General features: G+C 45.0%; 19 protein-coding genes and 1 pseudogene. 14 read left to right on the top strand and 6 right to left on the bottom strand.

The window, feature by feature from the left end; all coding sequences use genetic code 11:
* Positions 1 to 17 precede the first annotated feature (17 nt).
* From C6H04_RS03290 to rplT, 13 genes and pseudogenes are all read left to right on the top strand, one after another.
* Complete coding sequence (locus C6H04_RS03290; RefSeq protein WP_104732319.1) at positions 18 to 800, top strand: TatD family hydrolase; 783 nt, start codon at positions 18 to 20, stop codon at positions 798 to 800.
* On the top strand, positions 800 to 1,900 hold the full coding sequence (locus tag C6H04_RS03285) for a lytic transglycosylase domain-containing protein (protein ID WP_104695838.1): 1,101 nt from the start codon (positions 800 to 802) through the stop codon (positions 1,898 to 1,900). Before C6H04_RS03290 ends, C6H04_RS03285 begins: the two co-directional genes overlap by 1 nt.
* Positions 1,887 to 2,891 (top strand): septal ring lytic transglycosylase RlpA family protein, encoded by a 1,005-nt coding sequence (locus C6H04_RS03280; protein WP_104732348.1) that lies wholly within the window; start codon positions 1,887 to 1,889, stop codon positions 2,889 to 2,891. Before C6H04_RS03285 ends, C6H04_RS03280 begins: the two co-directional genes overlap by 14 nt.
* A gap of 30 nt (positions 2,892 to 2,921) precedes the next feature.
* On the top strand, positions 2,922 to 3,470 hold the full coding sequence (locus C6H04_RS03275) for a hypothetical protein (protein ID WP_233709668.1): 549 nt from the start codon (positions 2,922 to 2,924) through the stop codon (positions 3,468 to 3,470).
* Positions 3,467 to 4,006 carry a lipopolysaccharide transport periplasmic protein LptA gene (lptA, locus tag C6H04_RS03270; RefSeq protein WP_233709669.1) on the top strand — a complete coding sequence of 180 codons (540 nt, stop codon included), beginning with the start codon at positions 3,467 to 3,469 and terminating at the stop codon, positions 4,004 to 4,006. The genes C6H04_RS03275 and lptA overlap by 4 nt, the downstream gene beginning before the upstream one ends.
* Positions 3,993 to 4,619: a ribosome biogenesis GTP-binding protein YihA/YsxC gene (yihA, locus tag C6H04_RS03265; RefSeq protein WP_199766189.1), complete on the top strand. Its 627-nt coding sequence runs from the start codon at positions 3,993 to 3,995 to the stop codon at positions 4,617 to 4,619. Before lptA ends, yihA begins: the two co-directional genes overlap by 14 nt.
* The gene (locus tag C6H04_RS03260) at positions 4,600 to 5,058 is read left to right on the top strand and encodes a hypothetical protein (protein WP_233711837.1); all 459 of its coding nucleotides are present in this window, start codon (positions 4,600 to 4,602) and stop codon (positions 5,056 to 5,058) included. The genes yihA and C6H04_RS03260 overlap by 20 nt, the downstream gene beginning before the upstream one ends.
* Positions 5,045 to 6,823, top strand: a complete 1,779-nt coding sequence (gene mrdA, locus C6H04_RS03255) for a penicillin-binding protein 2 (RefSeq protein ID WP_104695834.1) — start codon at positions 5,045 to 5,047, stop codon at positions 6,821 to 6,823. Before C6H04_RS03260 ends, mrdA begins: the two co-directional genes overlap by 14 nt.
* A 99-nt stretch (positions 6,824 to 6,922) precedes the next feature.
* Entirely contained in the window at positions 6,923 to 7,516 is a 594-nt protein-coding gene (locus C6H04_RS03250; RefSeq protein ID WP_233711836.1) for a LysE family transporter, read from the top strand.
* Positions 7,517 to 7,778: 262 nt separating this feature from the next.
* Positions 7,779 to 9,614, top strand: a complete 1,836-nt coding sequence (thrS, locus tag C6H04_RS03245; RefSeq protein WP_438940241.1) for a threonine--tRNA ligase — start codon at positions 7,779 to 7,781, stop codon at positions 9,612 to 9,614.
* Positions 9,615 to 9,625: 11 nt separating this feature from the next.
* A pseudogene (gene infC / locus C6H04_RS03240) lies at positions 9,626 to 10,120 on the top strand (translation initiation factor IF-3); the annotation flags it as partial.
* Between the two features lie 24 nt (positions 10,121 to 10,144).
* A complete protein-coding gene (gene rpmI / locus C6H04_RS03235; protein WP_104695831.1) occupies positions 10,145 to 10,339 on the top strand; it encodes a 50S ribosomal protein L35 in 195 nt (64 codons plus the stop codon).
* Positions 10,340 to 10,414: 75 nt separating this feature from the next.
* A complete protein-coding gene (rplT, locus tag C6H04_RS03230; protein ID WP_104695830.1) occupies positions 10,415 to 10,765 on the top strand; it encodes a 50S ribosomal protein L20 in 351 nt (116 codons plus the stop codon).
* Between the two features lie 85 nt (positions 10,766 to 10,850).
* Here the strand turns inward: rplT and efp are convergent, their stop codons facing one another.
* The 3 genes from efp to C6H04_RS03215 are packed head-to-tail and all read right to left on the bottom strand — an operon-like array spanning position 10,851 to position 13,269.
* Positions 10,851 to 11,417, bottom strand: a complete 567-nt coding sequence (gene efp, locus C6H04_RS03225) for an elongation factor P (protein WP_104695829.1) — start codon at positions 11,415 to 11,417, stop codon at positions 10,851 to 10,853.
* A 9-nt stretch (positions 11,418 to 11,426) separates the two neighbouring features.
* Positions 11,427 to 12,350, bottom strand: coding sequence for a class II fructose-bisphosphate aldolase (locus C6H04_RS03220; RefSeq protein ID WP_104695828.1), 924 nt, complete (start codon positions 12,348 to 12,350; stop codon positions 11,427 to 11,429).
* Between the two features lie 28 nt (positions 12,351 to 12,378).
* Complete coding sequence (locus C6H04_RS03215; protein WP_104695827.1) at positions 12,379 to 13,269, bottom strand: peptidylprolyl isomerase; 891 nt, start codon at positions 13,267 to 13,269, stop codon at positions 12,379 to 12,381.
* A 103-nt stretch (positions 13,270 to 13,372) separates the two neighbouring features.
* On the opposite strand from C6H04_RS03215, the gene C6H04_RS03210 reads away from it, so the two are divergent.
* Positions 13,373 to 14,101: an EI24 domain-containing protein gene (locus C6H04_RS03210; RefSeq protein ID WP_104732316.1), complete on the top strand. Its 729-nt coding sequence runs from the start codon at positions 13,373 to 13,375 to the stop codon at positions 14,099 to 14,101.
* On the opposite strand, the gene crcB is transcribed toward C6H04_RS03210, so the two are convergent.
* Genes crcB through C6H04_RS03195 form a run of 3 tightly spaced genes read right to left on the bottom strand, consistent with a single transcriptional unit; the run spans position 14,090 to position 15,497 of the window.
* Entirely contained in the window at positions 14,090 to 14,473 is a 384-nt protein-coding gene (crcB, locus tag C6H04_RS03205; protein ID WP_104732315.1) for a fluoride efflux transporter CrcB, read from the bottom strand. The genes C6H04_RS03210 and crcB overlap by 12 nt on opposite strands.
* A gap of 11 nt (positions 14,474 to 14,484) precedes the next feature.
* The gene (locus C6H04_RS03200) at positions 14,485 to 15,177 is read right to left on the bottom strand and encodes a uroporphyrinogen-III synthase (protein ID WP_104732314.1); all 693 of its coding nucleotides are present in this window, start codon (positions 15,175 to 15,177) and stop codon (positions 14,485 to 14,487) included.
* Complete coding sequence (locus tag C6H04_RS03195; RefSeq protein WP_233710485.1) at positions 15,177 to 15,497, bottom strand: rhodanese-like domain-containing protein; 321 nt, start codon at positions 15,495 to 15,497, stop codon at positions 15,177 to 15,179. Before C6H04_RS03195 ends, C6H04_RS03200 begins: the two co-directional genes overlap by 1 nt.
* Positions 15,498 to 15,820: the final 323 nt, after the last annotated feature.

The raw sequence follows: 15,820 nt of genomic DNA, 5'->3' as shown, positions 1-15,820 counted from the left end.
ATTATGCGGAGGACTTGATGTTAGAGTGGATAGACACGCATTGTCATTTGGATCACCATCTTTATAACACAGATGCAGAACAAGTTATCAAGGAGGCTAGGGGCGCGGGGATGTTGCATGCAATTATTCCCGGAGCCGACCCTAGAGATTTACCCAGGGCACTGGCTTTGTGTTCTTCCCACGAGGGACTTTATTTTGCCGTAGGGGCACATCCCCTAGATTGCCAGCACTTTGATCTTGCAGAGCTGCAACACTATATCCAGCACCCCCAATGCGTAGCAGTGGGCGAATGCGGTTTGGACTACCACCGCCTAGACCCCAACGATGAGGACACAAAAGCCCATCAAAAAGAAGTTTTTAAAGCCCAGATAGAACTCGCTCTCGAGTATCAAAAACCTTTAATTGTGCACATTCGAGAGGCCAGCCAAGATGCTTATGACATTCTCAAGGCCTACCCACACTTACGTGGAGTGTTGCATTGCTTTAATGGAGATGCGATCTTGCTTAATCTCTGCGAAAACTTTTATTATGGTATTGGAGGTGTAGCGACCTTTAAAAATGCCAAATATCTCCAAAATATTCTGCCTCAAATTCCCCTAGATCGTTTGCTTTTAGAAACCGATGCCCCCTATCTCACTCCTCACCCTTTCAGAGGCACGCGCAATGAGCCCAGGCATATTCCTCTAGTGCTCCAAAAACTCTCTGAAATTTTAAAGATAAGCCCTATAGATTTAGCACGCATCACTAATGCCAACGCCACTGCACTTTTCAGTCTAATGCCCCATGTTAAGGTCTCTTAATGAGACGCATGCTCATAGTCGCCGCTTTGTTGGCATGGCAGAGTTTTACCCACGCTCAACCCATGAATACCGCTCTCAATCTCAAGCCTCTCAATGGCTTTGGAGTGGATGCGCGTTTTCTAGCCAGCGTGGATAATTCCCAAACCCTACAAGGCGTGCAGGAGGCTTGGAATCAGTTTGTTAAACGCTATGACAGCAATGGGGTTTTTATCCCCACCATAAAAAGCATGCTCATTCAGGCAGATATTCCTGTGGAATTTTTGTTTCTGGCGATGGCCGAATCTAATTTCTCTACTAGTGCTTATAGTGTTAAAAAGGCGGTGGGCATTTGGCAACTCATGCCCGATACGGCTAGAATGTTAGGTTTAGAAGTCAATGCCTTTGTGGATGAGAGGCGCGATCCTATTAAAAGTACCCAAGCTGCGATCAAATATTTACAGATGCTCCACAAACAAACTAAAGAGTGGTATCTAGTTGCCATGGCCTACAATTACGGCCCTAGAAGGGTGCTAGAAGCCATTCAGCAGGCTGGGAGCAATGACATTAATGTCTTACTGGACGATGAGAAGAAATTCATTCCTAGGGAAACGCGTGGTTATATCCGCTCGATTTTGAGTTTAGCCATTGCCTTTAACAATTTGGACGCGTTGCGGCATAAAGAATACCTATTAAATCGGGGGGCACGGAGTGCGCTTGCCAGCCTGAAAATACCAGGAGGCACTCTACTCTCCCATATCGCCCAAAGTGCACAGCTCTCTTTAAGTGAACTCAAATCCTATAACCACCAGTTTCACTACAACTTCCTCCCCCCAGATAAAGCCTACATGGTATATATCCCCTATGAAAACCTAGCGCATTTTAGGCAGCACTACAAGCCGGGTAATCCTCTCCAAGCTTTTGTAACCCATAAGGTCAAGCCCAAAGAAACCCTCTATTCCATCGCGCGCAAATTTCACACCAGTGTGGCGATGTTGAAAGCCATGAACAATTTAAAGGGCTCTTTCTTGAGTGCACACCAGCAACTTTTCATTCCCATTCTCAAACAAAATTCCTCATCTAAGAACCTCAAAAAAGTCGCCCGTAATGATGCTAAATTCTAGGACTTTAGGGCAGGGTATAGTGCTTTTATGTGTGTTATGGGGCTGTTCGCAGAATCGCAATTCTCCCACTCCTAATAAGAATACACGCCCTTTCTTTGCCAAACACGAGAGTTTACGCGCCTATGACGATGCTAGAGATTTTGGGGCACCAGCACCTCGCAAACATTCTTTTTGGCATAAGCATCAAAAGTCTAGGGCACAAAATACCTCCCCCAATCCCTCTCAAGCTCCCGAGTCGATGGCTAATGTGCCCGCTGGCAGTCTGACAGCGGGCATGCGTGACTCTGAAGCTATTCAGAGGGCTACCATGCGCCCCTATCGTGTGGGAAATAAAACATACTACCCCACTAAAGTAGATGTTGGGCAGACTTTTGATGGGTATGCCAGCTGGTATGGGCCTAATTTTCATGCCAAACGCACCAGCAATGGGGAAACTTATAACATGTATGCCCACACGGCAGCTAATAAAACTCTGCCCATGAATACGATTGTCAAGGTTACTAATAAGGACAACAATAAGAGCACTATTGTGCGCATCAACGATCGCGGCCCCTTTGTAGCTAATCGTATTATTGACTTATCCAATGTTGCAGCGCGTGATATTGACATGGTGGGCAAGGGAATTGCGCCTGTCAAATTGGAAGTATTAGGTTTTGGAGGAGTGATTTCTAAACAATATGAAAAAACTTTAGATAAAGCCCCCCAGGCTAGCGCGCTCAAACAAGAATTCAAGGTGGGCGAGAGTCAAAAGAGTGTCAGCGGGGGGAATTTTTCTCTGCAAATGGGTGCATTTAGAAGTCAAGAGGGCGCGCAAAAGGCTGAGGAAAATTTCAAGGCAACTCTCAAAAAACCCTATCATGTCCAGATTGTGTCCGGCAGTAAAGATAACCAGCCGATTTATCGGGTTTTTATCAAGGGTTTTCAAAGCGAGGCAGAAGCGAACGATTTTGCCAAAAGCATAGGAAAACCTGCTTTTTTGGTGCGAGAATAAGTGCGCTTCCACGCGTTATGGGTATTTTTTATGAGTGTCAGCGTTGCCATGGGAGGACTCATTGTATTCTTCCTGCGGCCGCGTGTTGTTCCTATCTGGGATGCAAAGGATTTTGCCAAAATTGAAGTGCGTGGCTTTGAGGCATTTCAGACAAGCCCTAATGGAACAGATTTGAATATACGCGGAGCTAGGGCATTGCAGTATAGCGATCGGGAAGTGCTCTATGATTTTACCTTGAGCAAGTATGATTCTGACGATCAAGTGCAAGAGCACGCTAAAGGAGAGATGATGGTGCACCAAAAGGACCTCTACACTTTTCCTAAAGGAGTGCTCTACACCACCAGTGGGGGACATAGTTTTTGGAGTCAAACCGGGGTTTACGACCACAGCAAACAAGTCTTTCAAGGAAAGGGGTCTTTTACTCTGAGTGGTCCAGAGGGGGATGTCAAGGGCGAGGATATCTCCTACAACCACCTGAAAGGTCTATTACAAGCCAAGCGCGTGCACGCGCGCATCGATTTGGAGAGTGCAAAGCAATCTAAGCCTCATGTTCCCAATGCAAAGGGCTTGAAATTTTGAAATGGCTCATTGTGCTGGGAATGTGTGCGTTCTTGACAAGCGCGCCTATCAAAGAAACCTTAGAAGTCAGTGCAGATAAGTTTATCGCTAATGACAAAAAACACATCACCACCATTGAGGGCAATGTGCATATCAAAAAGGGCACAGACACCTTACAAGCCAATAAAGTCATCATCTACACCAATGCCAAGCGCAAACCCATCAAATATGAAGCGATCGGGGCAGTGCAATTTCACCTAGTTACTCAAGATGGACGCAAAATAGAGGGGCATTCCGATCGGCTTATTTACGATGCCATTACCCAGGAATACCGCCTATTACAAAATGCGGTGGTGAATGAGGTAGGCAAGATCAATTCGATCAAGGGTGAGGAAATTATTTTGAGCAAGGAACGCGGGTATGCCGATGTGCTAGGGGGTAAAGACAAGCCGGCTAAATTCATCTTCGATATGGATGATATTCAAGAAGAACAGAAAAAACAAAAGCAAAAAAAATCCACAAATTCCCCAACGCAAGAAAGTCATGAAACTCATTAAGATTTTGGAGAGCACTTTTTTACGATCGGCAAATAATCTAGCGCAATGCCCTCCAGAGCATGTGCCCGAAGTGGTGTTTGTGGGGCGTAGCAATGTGGGGAAAAGCACACTTATCAATACGCTTTTAGAGCGCAAGATTGCTAAGAGTTCAGCCACGCCTGGAAAAACCCAGAGTGCAAATTTCTTTCACACGCGGTGGCAAATTTCCTCCGCAGAAACTTTCAATTTTAATTGTATCGACCTGCCCGGATTTGGATACGCCAAGGTCTCTAAGACGATCAAGCAACAATGGGAGGGTTTTTTAACCGATCTCTTGGTCCAGCGCAGCTCTATCAAGTTAATCTTACACCTCATTGACGCTAGACACCCTAACCTCCCCCTAGATGCAGAAGTGCATGACTTACTAAAAAGTTTTTTGCATCCTGATCAAAGCCTCAAGCGCATTTATACGAAATTCGACAAACTCTCCAAAAATGCCCAACACACCCTTTATCAACAGCAGAACGCTCCTCTCATTAGCGCACAAGGGGCATTCAATCCTAAATTCGGATCCGTATTGCATTTGCAAAAAACCATCCTAGAAGTTTTATTTAATGCGAGAATCCATGCTTAAAGTCCGCTTTCCAGTTTTGCTTTTCTTAGCGTGGCTAGGGTTCTATCTTTATAGCAATTTGAGAGATATCTATGCATGGTTGCCCCCCATGCTAGGTTTTCTCTTTGCACTTTATCGACACACTCTTGTCCAAGAACAACCTTCTACGCGCCTTTTGGTGTGGGTTTTTAGCTGTTTACTCTGTGTGGAACTCATCCACGCGCAACCCTTGGGGGTATTGATTCTTCTCTTCGTGCTCTATGAAAAATTTGTCGTGCAATCTCTCTTGCGCGTGTTCCAAGATAATATCTTGGGGGATTTTATCCATGCATTCTTGATTTACCTCATCTACTTTGCAATTTTGGCTTTCTTGAATGACTATTCCCCTGATATGTGGGGCAATGCCCTGCACTATAGTGTTTTGGAATTTCTACTCTGGAGAATCTATGCTAGGATTTAGAATGCGCCTTGTATTGGGCTTATTGGGTCTAGTATGGGCAATCTTAGTGTTTAAAATTTTCATTCTCACTATCAAAACTAATGATTATTTCGAACAACTCGCTCTGCGTAACATGACCAAGAAAGAAATTTTAGTGCCTACGCGTGGGATTATCATGGATCGCAACCATGAATTGCTCGCCATCAACCAACTGGGTTTCAGTGTTGCACTCTCCCCGGGACTGAAAAGTAAAGTGCTAGAAAGCAGGCTAGAACTCTTAGCACATTATTTCCCAGACCTAGACAAACATGAAGCCCTAGTCAATTACCAAAAACAGAACTCTCGCTACAACCACAATGACATCTCCATTTTAGACTTTGTGCCCTATGCCACCATGCAAACTCTCTATGCAAAACTCCTCCAAATCCCAGATTTGAGCATTAGCGCAGCTAACAAACGCTACTACCCAAACAACGCTCTAGCCTCTCATGTCATTGGTTACTTAGGAGCGGCTGATGCTAAGGACATTGCCACCAACCCCACTAGTCAGTATACCCATACCATTGGTAAAACGGGATTAGAAAAAGAGTATAACAATCTGCTGCAAGGAGAGCTGGGCTACAAACTTGTGAGTGTGAACGCGCTTAATCAAGAACTCGAAGTGCTTGAAACTAAAGAGCCCAAAACCAATAACGATTTAGTATTGAGTCTGGATAAACGCCTCCAACTCAAGGCAGACATGCTTTTTGCAGATAAAAGAGGGGCGTTGATTGTCATGGATGTGCGCAATGGAGAGATTTTAGTGGCTGGCAGTTACCCAGAATACAATCTCAACCATTTTATTGGAGGTATTAGCCTAACTGAGTGGAAAAGTTTGCAGGATAACCCCGGTAATCCTTTGCTCAACCGACTTATTAATGGGCTTTACCCTCCTGGCTCCGTGGTTAAAATGGGCACAGGACTAAGCTTTTTAGAGAATTTGCCCATAAATGAAAATACCACCATCCCCACCCCCGGCTATATTGAAGTGGGCAAGCGCAAGTTTCGGGATTGGAAACCGGGTGGACATGGGCAAAGCGATTTGTTCAAGGCAATCAAAGAATCCGTGGATGTGTATTTTTACAAATACGCCCTCGATTTGCCCATCGAAAAACTTGCTAAAACCTTTGGGCAGATGGGTTTTGGCAAAAAGAGCGGTGTGGATTTGCCTAACGAATTTGTGGGTATTCTGCCCGATCCTAGTTGGAAGATGAAACGCTTTGGGACAATTTGGAATGTAGGAGATACTCTCATCACTGCCATCGGGCAGGGCTCTTTTTTAACCACTCCCCTGCAAGTAGCCAATTACACCGCTCTGATTGCCTCAGGCAAACTCCCTACCCCTCATTTTTATCGTAATGGAGATTTCAAGTCAAAAGATGTGCTCGATTCCTTCCAAAAGTCCAAATTACCAGTCCTACGAGAGGGTATGCACGAAGCCTGCAGCGAGCAAGGAGGCACAGCCTACAAACACATGCAGGGAGTAAAAGTGAGCGTGGCATGTAAAACAGGCACGGCACAAGTGGTGGCTATCGATCAAAATGCTCTAACACGCATTAAAGAGAGTGAGATGGAATACGCCCAGCGCTCGCATGCCTGGATCACCGCCTTTTTACCTTATGAAAAACCCCAATACGCCATCACCATTTTAGTCGAGCACGGCGAAGGGGGGAGTAAGAATGGTCCTATTCTTAAGGAGATGGCCAATATGCTCGTGGATTTGGGCTATGTTCGAGACAAACTGTAAGCGCCGAATACTAAAATTGTGTTACGATGCCCCCGCGTTCTTGTCTAGGTACACCTGGAGATCGCACACATGCAGGCACTTTTGGAGTTAGGTGTGGATATGTTGCTAGTCCTATCAATTCATTTTATCGCGCTGCTAACCCCAGGTCCTGATTTTGTATTAGTTAGCACCTACGCGCTCAAGACAGATTTCCAATACGCTTTTAGGGCTGTATTAGGAATCGTGCTGGGGGTCTTCATCTGGATCATGCTTTCTCTCTTTGGGCTTAAGCTATTTTTTGAAACATTTCCTCTAATGCGTACGCTCATCACTCTTTTAGGGGCGTGTTACTTGCTTTATTTGGCATTTTTATGTCTCAAATCGGCTGCTAAACCGATGGTATGGAGTGCCCAAAATTCTCAAAATGCGTTTTTAAGTGGCTTTTTTACCAATATCCTCAACCCCAAAGCCGCGCTTTACTTTGGAAGCATTTTTTCTGGTTTAGATTTTTTCTACAACAACCATCTCTTGGTCCTGGCCATCTTAGCACTTAGTGTAGAAAGTTTGGGATTTTTTACCTGCATTGCTATTTTGTTTTCTAAACCTCAAATGAAGGGCTGGTATAGTAAACACCATCGGTATATGGATTATGGCTGTGCCTTGATCTTTGCTCTCTTTGCTTGCTTTATCTTTGTGGAATTCTTGACTCGCTAGAGGTGGAAATTTCTTTGGTCGTATCTCGCATTTGGATTTGCGAAGATTTTCTGCCAGTAAGGTTAAACAAAAGTTTAACTCAAAATTGATAGAATCAAAGCAGTTTTTTGTGTTTTTTGGAGCGAAATGGGCAGGTATTGGATATGGTTGTGCGCTCTCTGTTTAGCGGGGTGTTTGCAACCCATGAAAGACCCCGATGCTGAAAAAGTTGACTCGCAGGTGCAGTGCGGTTTTGGTTCGGGTGATTGTTAGAAGGATGGAATTGGGAGAATTAATTGGTATCAAACAGGGGGGGGTGATTTACGATGTGCAGAGCGCACAGGAGTTAGGTTTACTACAAGGAGATCAGCCCAGCGCGGACGGGCAGGCTATTTACCTAGATGAGAGCAAAGAAGCTTTAGATATTTTGCGCCATTCTTGTGCACACTTGATGGCGCAGGCTATTACACAACTCTACCCAGATGCGCAATTCTTTGTGGGACCCGTGGTGCAGGAGGGGTTTTATTACGACTTTAAAACCCAAGCGAAAGTCTCTGAGGAAGATTTAGCGCGCATTGAAGCCAAAATGCGCGAGATTGCCGCGCATGCTCACCCCATTTGTAAGTATAAACTCAGTAGAGAAGAGGCTAAGGCGCGTTTTGCCCACGACAGGCTTAAGCAGGCGGTGATGACCAATATTGAGGGTGATGTGCTCAGTATTTACACACAAGGGGATTTTGAAGACCTGTGCAGGGGGCCGCATTTACCCAATACAGGACTACTCAAGCATTTCAAGCTCACTAAATTAGCCGGGGCGTATTTAGGAGGTGATGCCAGCCAAGAGATGTTACAGCGCATTTATGGGATCGCCTTTAGCACTAAGGAGAGTCTAAAGGCTTATTTAACTCAGCTTGAAGAGGCTAAAAAACGTGATCACCGCAAGTTAGGGCAAGAGCTTGGGCTATTCCGCTTTGATGAGGAAGTGGGGGCTGGCCTGCCTATTTGGCTACCCAATGGTATGCGTTTGCGTAAGCGCATTGAAGATTTACTCAGTGTAGCGTTGTTAAGAGATGGTTACGAGCCCGTGCGCGGCCCCGAAATTTTAAAAAGCAGTTTGTGGAAAATCAGTGGGCATTATGATAATTATAAAGAAAATATGTATTTCACGACCATTGATGAGGTGGAATACGGCATTAAACCCATGAATTGCGTGGGACATATCAAAGTTTATCAACACGCTCTGCGATCTTATCGCGATCTCCCTCTGCGTTTTTATGAATACGGGGTGGTGCACAGGCATGAGCAAAGTGGAGTTTTGCATGGACTTTTGAGAGTGCGTGAATTCACCCAAGACGACGCGCATATTTTCTGTCGTTTTGATCAAATTAGGGAAGAAGTGCAGGCTATTTTGCAATTCACCAAGAGGGTTATGGAGGCTTTTGGCTTTGATTATGAAATGGAACTCTCTACCAAACCAGAAAAATACATCGGGAGCGATAGTGTATGGGAACAGGCCACTGATGCGCTCAAAGCAGCCCTAGAGGATCAGGGCGTGCCCTTTAGTATTGATGAGGGGGGCGGAGCGTTTTATGGACCTAAAATCGATATCAAGATTACAGATGCAATCAGGCGCAAATGGCAGTGTGGCACTGTGCAAGTAGACATGAATTTGCCAGCGCGTTTCCATTTGAGCTATGCGAGCGAACAGGATAGCCAAGAGATGCCTGTGATGATTCATCGCGCTATCTTAGGTTCGTTTGAGCGTTTTATCGCCGTGCTCACCGAACACTACGGCGGGAATTTTCCCTTTTTTATTGCGCCTGTGCAGGTCGCGCTCGTGCCCATTTCAACCGATCAACACAATTATGCACAAAACATCTGTGAGCAATTACGCCATGCGGGTATTTTTGTAGAAATAGCGAGCAAAAATGAGAGTTTGGCCAAGCGCATCCGCACCCTAGAAAAGCAAAAAGTGCCCTTGATTGCAGTAATGGGGGCTCAGGAAATGACACAGAATAGTTTAGCGATCCGTGATCGCGCCAAAGGACAGCAATACGACATGGAATCAAAGGAGTTTATCAAGATGTGTCAAGAAAGAATGCAAGAGGTTGGCTTTTGAGTAAGGATGTGTTGTTAAACGACGCAATCTCCTTTAAAGAGGTGCGTTGTGTGGGTGATGGAGGCGAACAATTTGGCATTATCAGCGCGGCAGAAGCTTTGAAAATTGCGCGTAGTAAAGGCTTGGACTTAGTGCTCATCAGCGCGCAAGCCAAGCCTCCCGTGTGCAAGGTCATGGATTATGGCAAGTTTTGCTATCAGGCAGAAAAAAAACTCAAAGAAGCCAAAAAAAAGCAAAAGCAGGTTGAAATCAAAGAGATCAAGCTCTCCACTCAAATTGCCCAAAATGACATCAATTACAAGGTTAAACACGCCAGAGAGTTTATAGAGGAAGGTAAGCATGTTAAGTTTAAGGTGGTCTTGCGCGGCCGAGAGAGCCACGATCCTAGAGCCGGCTTAGATGTCTTGCAACGCATACACGCGATGATGAATGATATCGCCGATGCGCAAAAAGAGCCTAAGACAGAGGGGCGTTTTGTGATGTGGCTCTTCGTGCCTCAGAAAAAGTAAATTCAACAGAAAGGAGAGAACATGCCCAAGATGAAGACCAACCGCGGGGCAGCTAAACGCTTCAAGGTAAAAAAGAGCTTGATCAAGCGCGGCAGTGCTTTTAAAAGCCATATTCTGACCAAAAAAAGTCCCCAGCGCAAAGCCAACCTCAATGCCCCCCACTATGTGCACCCTACTAATCTGCACTCTGTGGCGAGCATGTTGTGTAAGGCATAATAAATCCCCCTTGCGTGCGTCTGCACAAACAGGGAAAGCTTGATTTAGATCACACCTATTAGGTAAAGGAAACCCATGAGAGTAAAAACCGGAGTGGTGCGCCGTCGCCGCCATAAAAAAGTTTTAAAGCTTGCCCGCGGATTCTACAGCGGAAGGCATAAGCATTTTAGAAAGGCTAAAGAACAATTAGAGCGCAGCTTGTGCTACGCTTTCAGAGATCGCAAACAGAAGAAACGCGATTTTAGAAGTCTGTGGATTGTGCGTATCAATGCAGCTTGCCGTATGCATGATACCAGCTATTCCAGGTTCATGCATGCGCTTAAGAGTTCACATATTGAACTCGATCGCAAGGTTCTGGCCGATATGGCTATGCATGACATGAACGCCTTCAGCGCTCTACTAGAGCAAGTCAAAATACATCTTTAAGATAAGAGCGCGCTTCTTAGCGCGCCAGCACAAACACACCCGAAATTTTTATTAGTTTTCTGAGGTTTTTACGCAGAAGCAGGCCCTAGGCCTTGAGTTTTTCTAAATACTCCCCAGTCTGGGTATTGACCTTGATCACTTCACCCTCGAGCACATGAAAGGGCACTTGCACTACTGCGCCCGTTTCTAAAGTGGCAGGTTTTTTGCTACCGCTAGAGGTGTCGCCTTTGAAATTAGGAGGAGTTTCTGTAATTTTCAGCGCCACGACTTGGGCAACCTCCACAGAAATTGCCTTTTCATTGTGAAAGAGGACTTGCACTTGTGAGCCCTCTAACATCCATTTGGACGCTTCTCCAACTTGATCCTCACTCAGGGCAATCTGCTCGTAGCTTTCTACATCCATGAATTGGTAAGACGCGCCATCGTGGTAGAGAAACTGCATGGGTTTTTGCAATAAGTTTGGCTCTTCGCACTTGTCCCCTGCGTGAAAAGTCTTTTCAATCACCTTGCCATCTAGGAAAGACTTGATCTTAGCGCGCACAAAGGCTGCACCTTTGCCTGGCTTGACATGCTGGTATTCCACAATGCGATAGGGCACGCCCTGAATCTCAATCTTGAGATTTTTTTTGAGTTCGCTCATTCCAATGGCCATGGATATCCCTTAAATTTTACCTGCGCTGCCTAAAACTTGCATGCGCTCGACAATGACAGATTTGACCGCCTCAATGCCCGGGTTAAAATACTTGCGCAAATCAAATTCAGAAGGGCTCTCTTGTGCCATTTTACGCACTTGTGCTATGAAGGCTAGGCGCAAATCTGTATCGATATTGATTTTATTAATCCCGCCCTTAATGGACTCCTCGATGAAGCTGAAGGGCACGCCCTTGCCTCCCTTTAAATCCCCACCTGTGGATAAGAAAGCTTCGCGGACATTTTCGGGGATGGAGCTAGCTCCATGCAAGACAAGCGGGATATTGGTGCGCTTTTTGACTTCGACAAGTCTTTCAAAGTCTAGCTTAGGCTCGCCCTTGAATTTAAACGCTCCGTGGCTCGTTCCAATAGCAGGAGCGAGATAATCCACCTTACTCACTTTGACAAATTCCTCGGCTTCATCAGGGTTGACCAAAACCGCATCTTTTTCATCTACAGAGATATTGTCCTCAATGCCCATTAGACGACCTAATTCAGCTTCTACACTCACATTTTTAGAATGGGCGTAATCCACCACTTGTTTGGTGAGCTCCAAGTTTTCCTTGTAGGGATGGTGAGATGCGTCGATCATCACAGAGGTAAAGCCCGCATCCACAGCCTTTTTACAGCTCTCAAAAGTGGTGCCGTGATCCAAGTGTAAAGCCACGGGAATATGGGGATAACGCTTAGACATGGTGTGCACCAGACCTAGAACCATATCAATACCTAAATATTTGATTGCCCCCTCGCTGGCTTGCACGATTAAAGGGGATTTTGCGCTGTCCGCGGCCTCAAAAATGGCTCGCAACATTTCTACATTTACAAAGTTAAATGCGCCCACACCATAATTTTCCTCGTGGGCCTTATTGAGGATTTCACTTCCTTTGACTAACATAATGGTCCTTAAAATTTATGATAGAGATTCAGGGATTTTTGATATCGATCTTAACCCGTTTACGCAATTTATCCAGCTCATTTTTAACATACTCTTGGAATTGGTGTTCCTTCAAAATTCCAATGATCGTCTGCTTCGCTTGCGCATAGGTAGGGGTGATGGGTTCATTTTTCTTTATCAAATAGATGATGTGATAACCAAATTCCGTTTTGACAGGCTTTTTGGTATAAGTGCCAGGCCTGAGAGCAAACACTGCGTTGGAGAATTCAGGTGCCATCTGGTTTTTTTGAAATTTGCCTAGATCACCCCCATTTTTCGTATTCTTAGTGTTAGGATCGATTGAATCACGGTTGGCAATTTTGATAAACTCGTGCTCTAACTTATTCTTGGGCACCTTGTTGAGTTCGGAGATAACACGCTTGGCATCGGCTTCCGTCTTGACTAAGATATGTCTAGCTTGCGCTTCTTGTTGCACAAATTTTGATTTGTTCGCCTCGTAGTATTCCTTGAGTCTGCTCTCAGGAATTTCTTCCTTGCCGATAGCTTCCGCCTTACGCTTGGCCCAAATCTCGACCAGAAGTTGTTTTTTATAGCTTGCCATGCTATGCCTAAACTCTTCGCTATCCTCCAAGTTTTCCTTTTTGGCTTCCCGTTCAATCAAGAGATTATTAATCGCTTGCTCCAGCAAGCCCCGTTTTTGCTCTTCCTTGAGCTTATCAAAGTCGAAGTTCGGGTTTCTCTGCTTAATCACATCAAAGTCGTTTTCTGTGATGCTCACCACATCGGGCTGACTACTTTTTTTACTTTTTTTGCTCGTCTGTGTGTCCGGGAAAGTGACGGTCGCCAGGGTGGTCGCCCCTACCATGCCCACGCCAAGCACACTGGCCAAAACCACACTCAACACGCTTCTTTTAACCATAAAATTCTCCAAAGTATTGTAAAATGAGAGCCTGCTATGACAAGCACACATAAGCTTGCATTTTAGCATGCAAAGCTTAAATATACGATAGAGAGAGAATCCTATGAAGAGTCCGTTGCGCACTATCCAAGAGAGTTGGAAAGATTTTTTGAGTTGGAAAATGCTGTTTGTAAATTTAGGTCCCGTCCTCATCGGGTTGCTATTTTGGGGGATTTTGTTGTTTTATTTTGGGGATAACATGGTGCGCATTTTAGAGGGTTTTTTGCCCACGAGTTGGTATCGTTACGCTCATAGTGGAGGGTTTATGCCCGCCCTTTTCTTGCTAGTCTTTAAGTTTTTCGTCTACATGTTACTAGGCTTATCTGTGCTGATTTTGAGTTTAATTGGCAATGTTTTGGTAGCAATCTTTTACACCCCCATTGTGGTTGCTTATGTGCACAAGAGAGATTATCCTAGTTTACCCCTAGAGAGTTTTGGTGACATGGGGCTTTGCCTACAACACTTCCTCAAACAACTCGCCTATTTGTGCATGTTCTTACTGGTGTGTTCCCCACTCTACTTTATTCCTTTCATTGGGGTTTTCGTTTCCTTGATTCCGCACTATTTCTTTTTTAAGAACACGCTCTCCTTTGATATCGCTACCTCTGTTTTTAATCAAGAGCGCTACGCAGAGGTGCTCAGAACGCACAAGATCAGCCACCATAAAATCTCCATTTTAGCCTATCTTTTCTCCCTGATCCCCGTGTTTAATTTCTTTGCTACTTTATTGCAGACCATTGTTCTCACGCGTTACTTCTTAGAGCTCAAGGCACAGGAAAAATTAGCCCACTAGTTTGGCTAAACCCCAGCCAAGTGCCACGCATACCAACCCTAGAATATTTGTACTTAGTACATAGGCGAGGGCTTCGCCGATGGCTTGCTTTTGTAAAAGCTTGAAGGTGTCTAGCCCAAAGGAAGAAAAGGTTGTAAAGCCTCCCAAAACCCCCGTGATAAAAAATACACCCGCCTTATCGCTCAACATGGATTTGAGAGCTAAATGCCCCACAAAGCCGATCACAAAACACCCGATCAAATTCACGCTAAAAGTGCCCAAAGGAAAACTCTCCCAGATTAAGAACCTAAAGGGCATGATCTTGCCCACAAAATAGCGCAAAGAACTCCCAACAGCCCCGCCCAAAGCAGCCCATAAAAACGTGAAGTGCATACAAGCCCTTTTTAGGATATCTTAATACAAGAGGAGAGGGTTTTGGCTAATGTGATGCAGGCTTCTAGGCTGGGTTTAGGGCTTTGATAGGCACAAATGGCGGGATCAAAAGCCTTAAAAGTGCTCGCACCAATAGCAATCGCCTTATAACTCTCCTCCCAAGAAAAATTAGCCAAAAAAGCATGGTAGGTGCTAGGAGCGGTAAAAATGAGAATAGAGTGGGGTTTGGGCTTATACTCTTGGGACAATATAAGAGGTCTATTTTCATAAACAATCAAAGAGGACAAATGATCTAAGCTATTTGAGGCGGTGGTCTTAGCCCGCACAAAGAGCGCACGGGGGGGTAATTGAGACTGGATTTCTTGAGCAAAGGTAGGTGCTTGAGCGCTTTTTCCCGTAAACACAACATGAAAACCTAAAGAACGAGCAGTCTGCGCACTTTTAGCCGCCAACACAAAAACGGGCAGGGTTTTCAAAAAGGCCAAAGCGGGTGTGCTTTCTAAAGAGTACTCCAAGGCCAGGGGGGCATGTTTGGAAGTAAAAATGAGAGCCTGGAGAGGTTTTAGGGCTATGGGTGCGCTCAAAGGGGAACTAAGTGTGTAGTTGGCATGTTGTAGAGGTAAATAGATAATCTCATTGCACACTAAAGAGGTGGCTAAATCCCCCTTATAGGGGGTGGGGCTCACCACCACGACAGAGATCACTAACTCCCCACTAACTCTAAGCCTAAGTCTTTAAACTCTTCAAAATTGCCCTTGAGAAAATAGACATTGTTCACCCCTGCACTGTGCAAGGCGCTCGCGTAATGCGATGCTGTATTGCCATGCCAACACTGCAACAAGATTTTTTTCTCTGAGTGGGCTAGGGCAAAATCTCTAATGGCATTCAGATCGTCCATATGACAAGCTTCTTTTAAATGTGCTTCGCGGTAGGATTTGGCATCTCTAATGTCAATGATATGGTAATCCCTAGGATTGAAGTCCTGCACATCTACAAGTTGATGTGTGTAATCGCTTTTAAACACGACACTCCCTTTTTTAAGTTTGGATTTTAACACGCTAGAGGCGCTAAAATGTCTCATCATGCACGAAGGCTCACGATGACATCTAATTATACCGACTTTTGCCAAGAAGCTCTGGTTTTGAAGCTATCAGGCGTTCCACACATCTGTTAAACTAGTATCAGTAGTGATTCTGCCTACCAAAAGCGATGACTACTCTAACAAAAGTTTTAGACATGTTTTAACACACTCCCCTAGCTTAGTTGCTTGACTTAGTGGCTTGCAAGATTACCAGAGACTTGCATGCTAGGCATGTCTTAGCTCCTTTACTCCAAGAGTTAAGCCCT

The sequence above is a fragment of the Helicobacter salomonis genome (genome assembly GCF_900197775.1).
In the GTDB taxonomy this organism is placed as follows: domain Bacteria; phylum Campylobacterota; class Campylobacteria; order Campylobacterales; family Helicobacteraceae; genus Helicobacter; species Helicobacter salomonis.
Note: the sequence above shows the minus strand (reverse complement) of the source record. Positions and strands in the feature narration are given on the sequence as shown.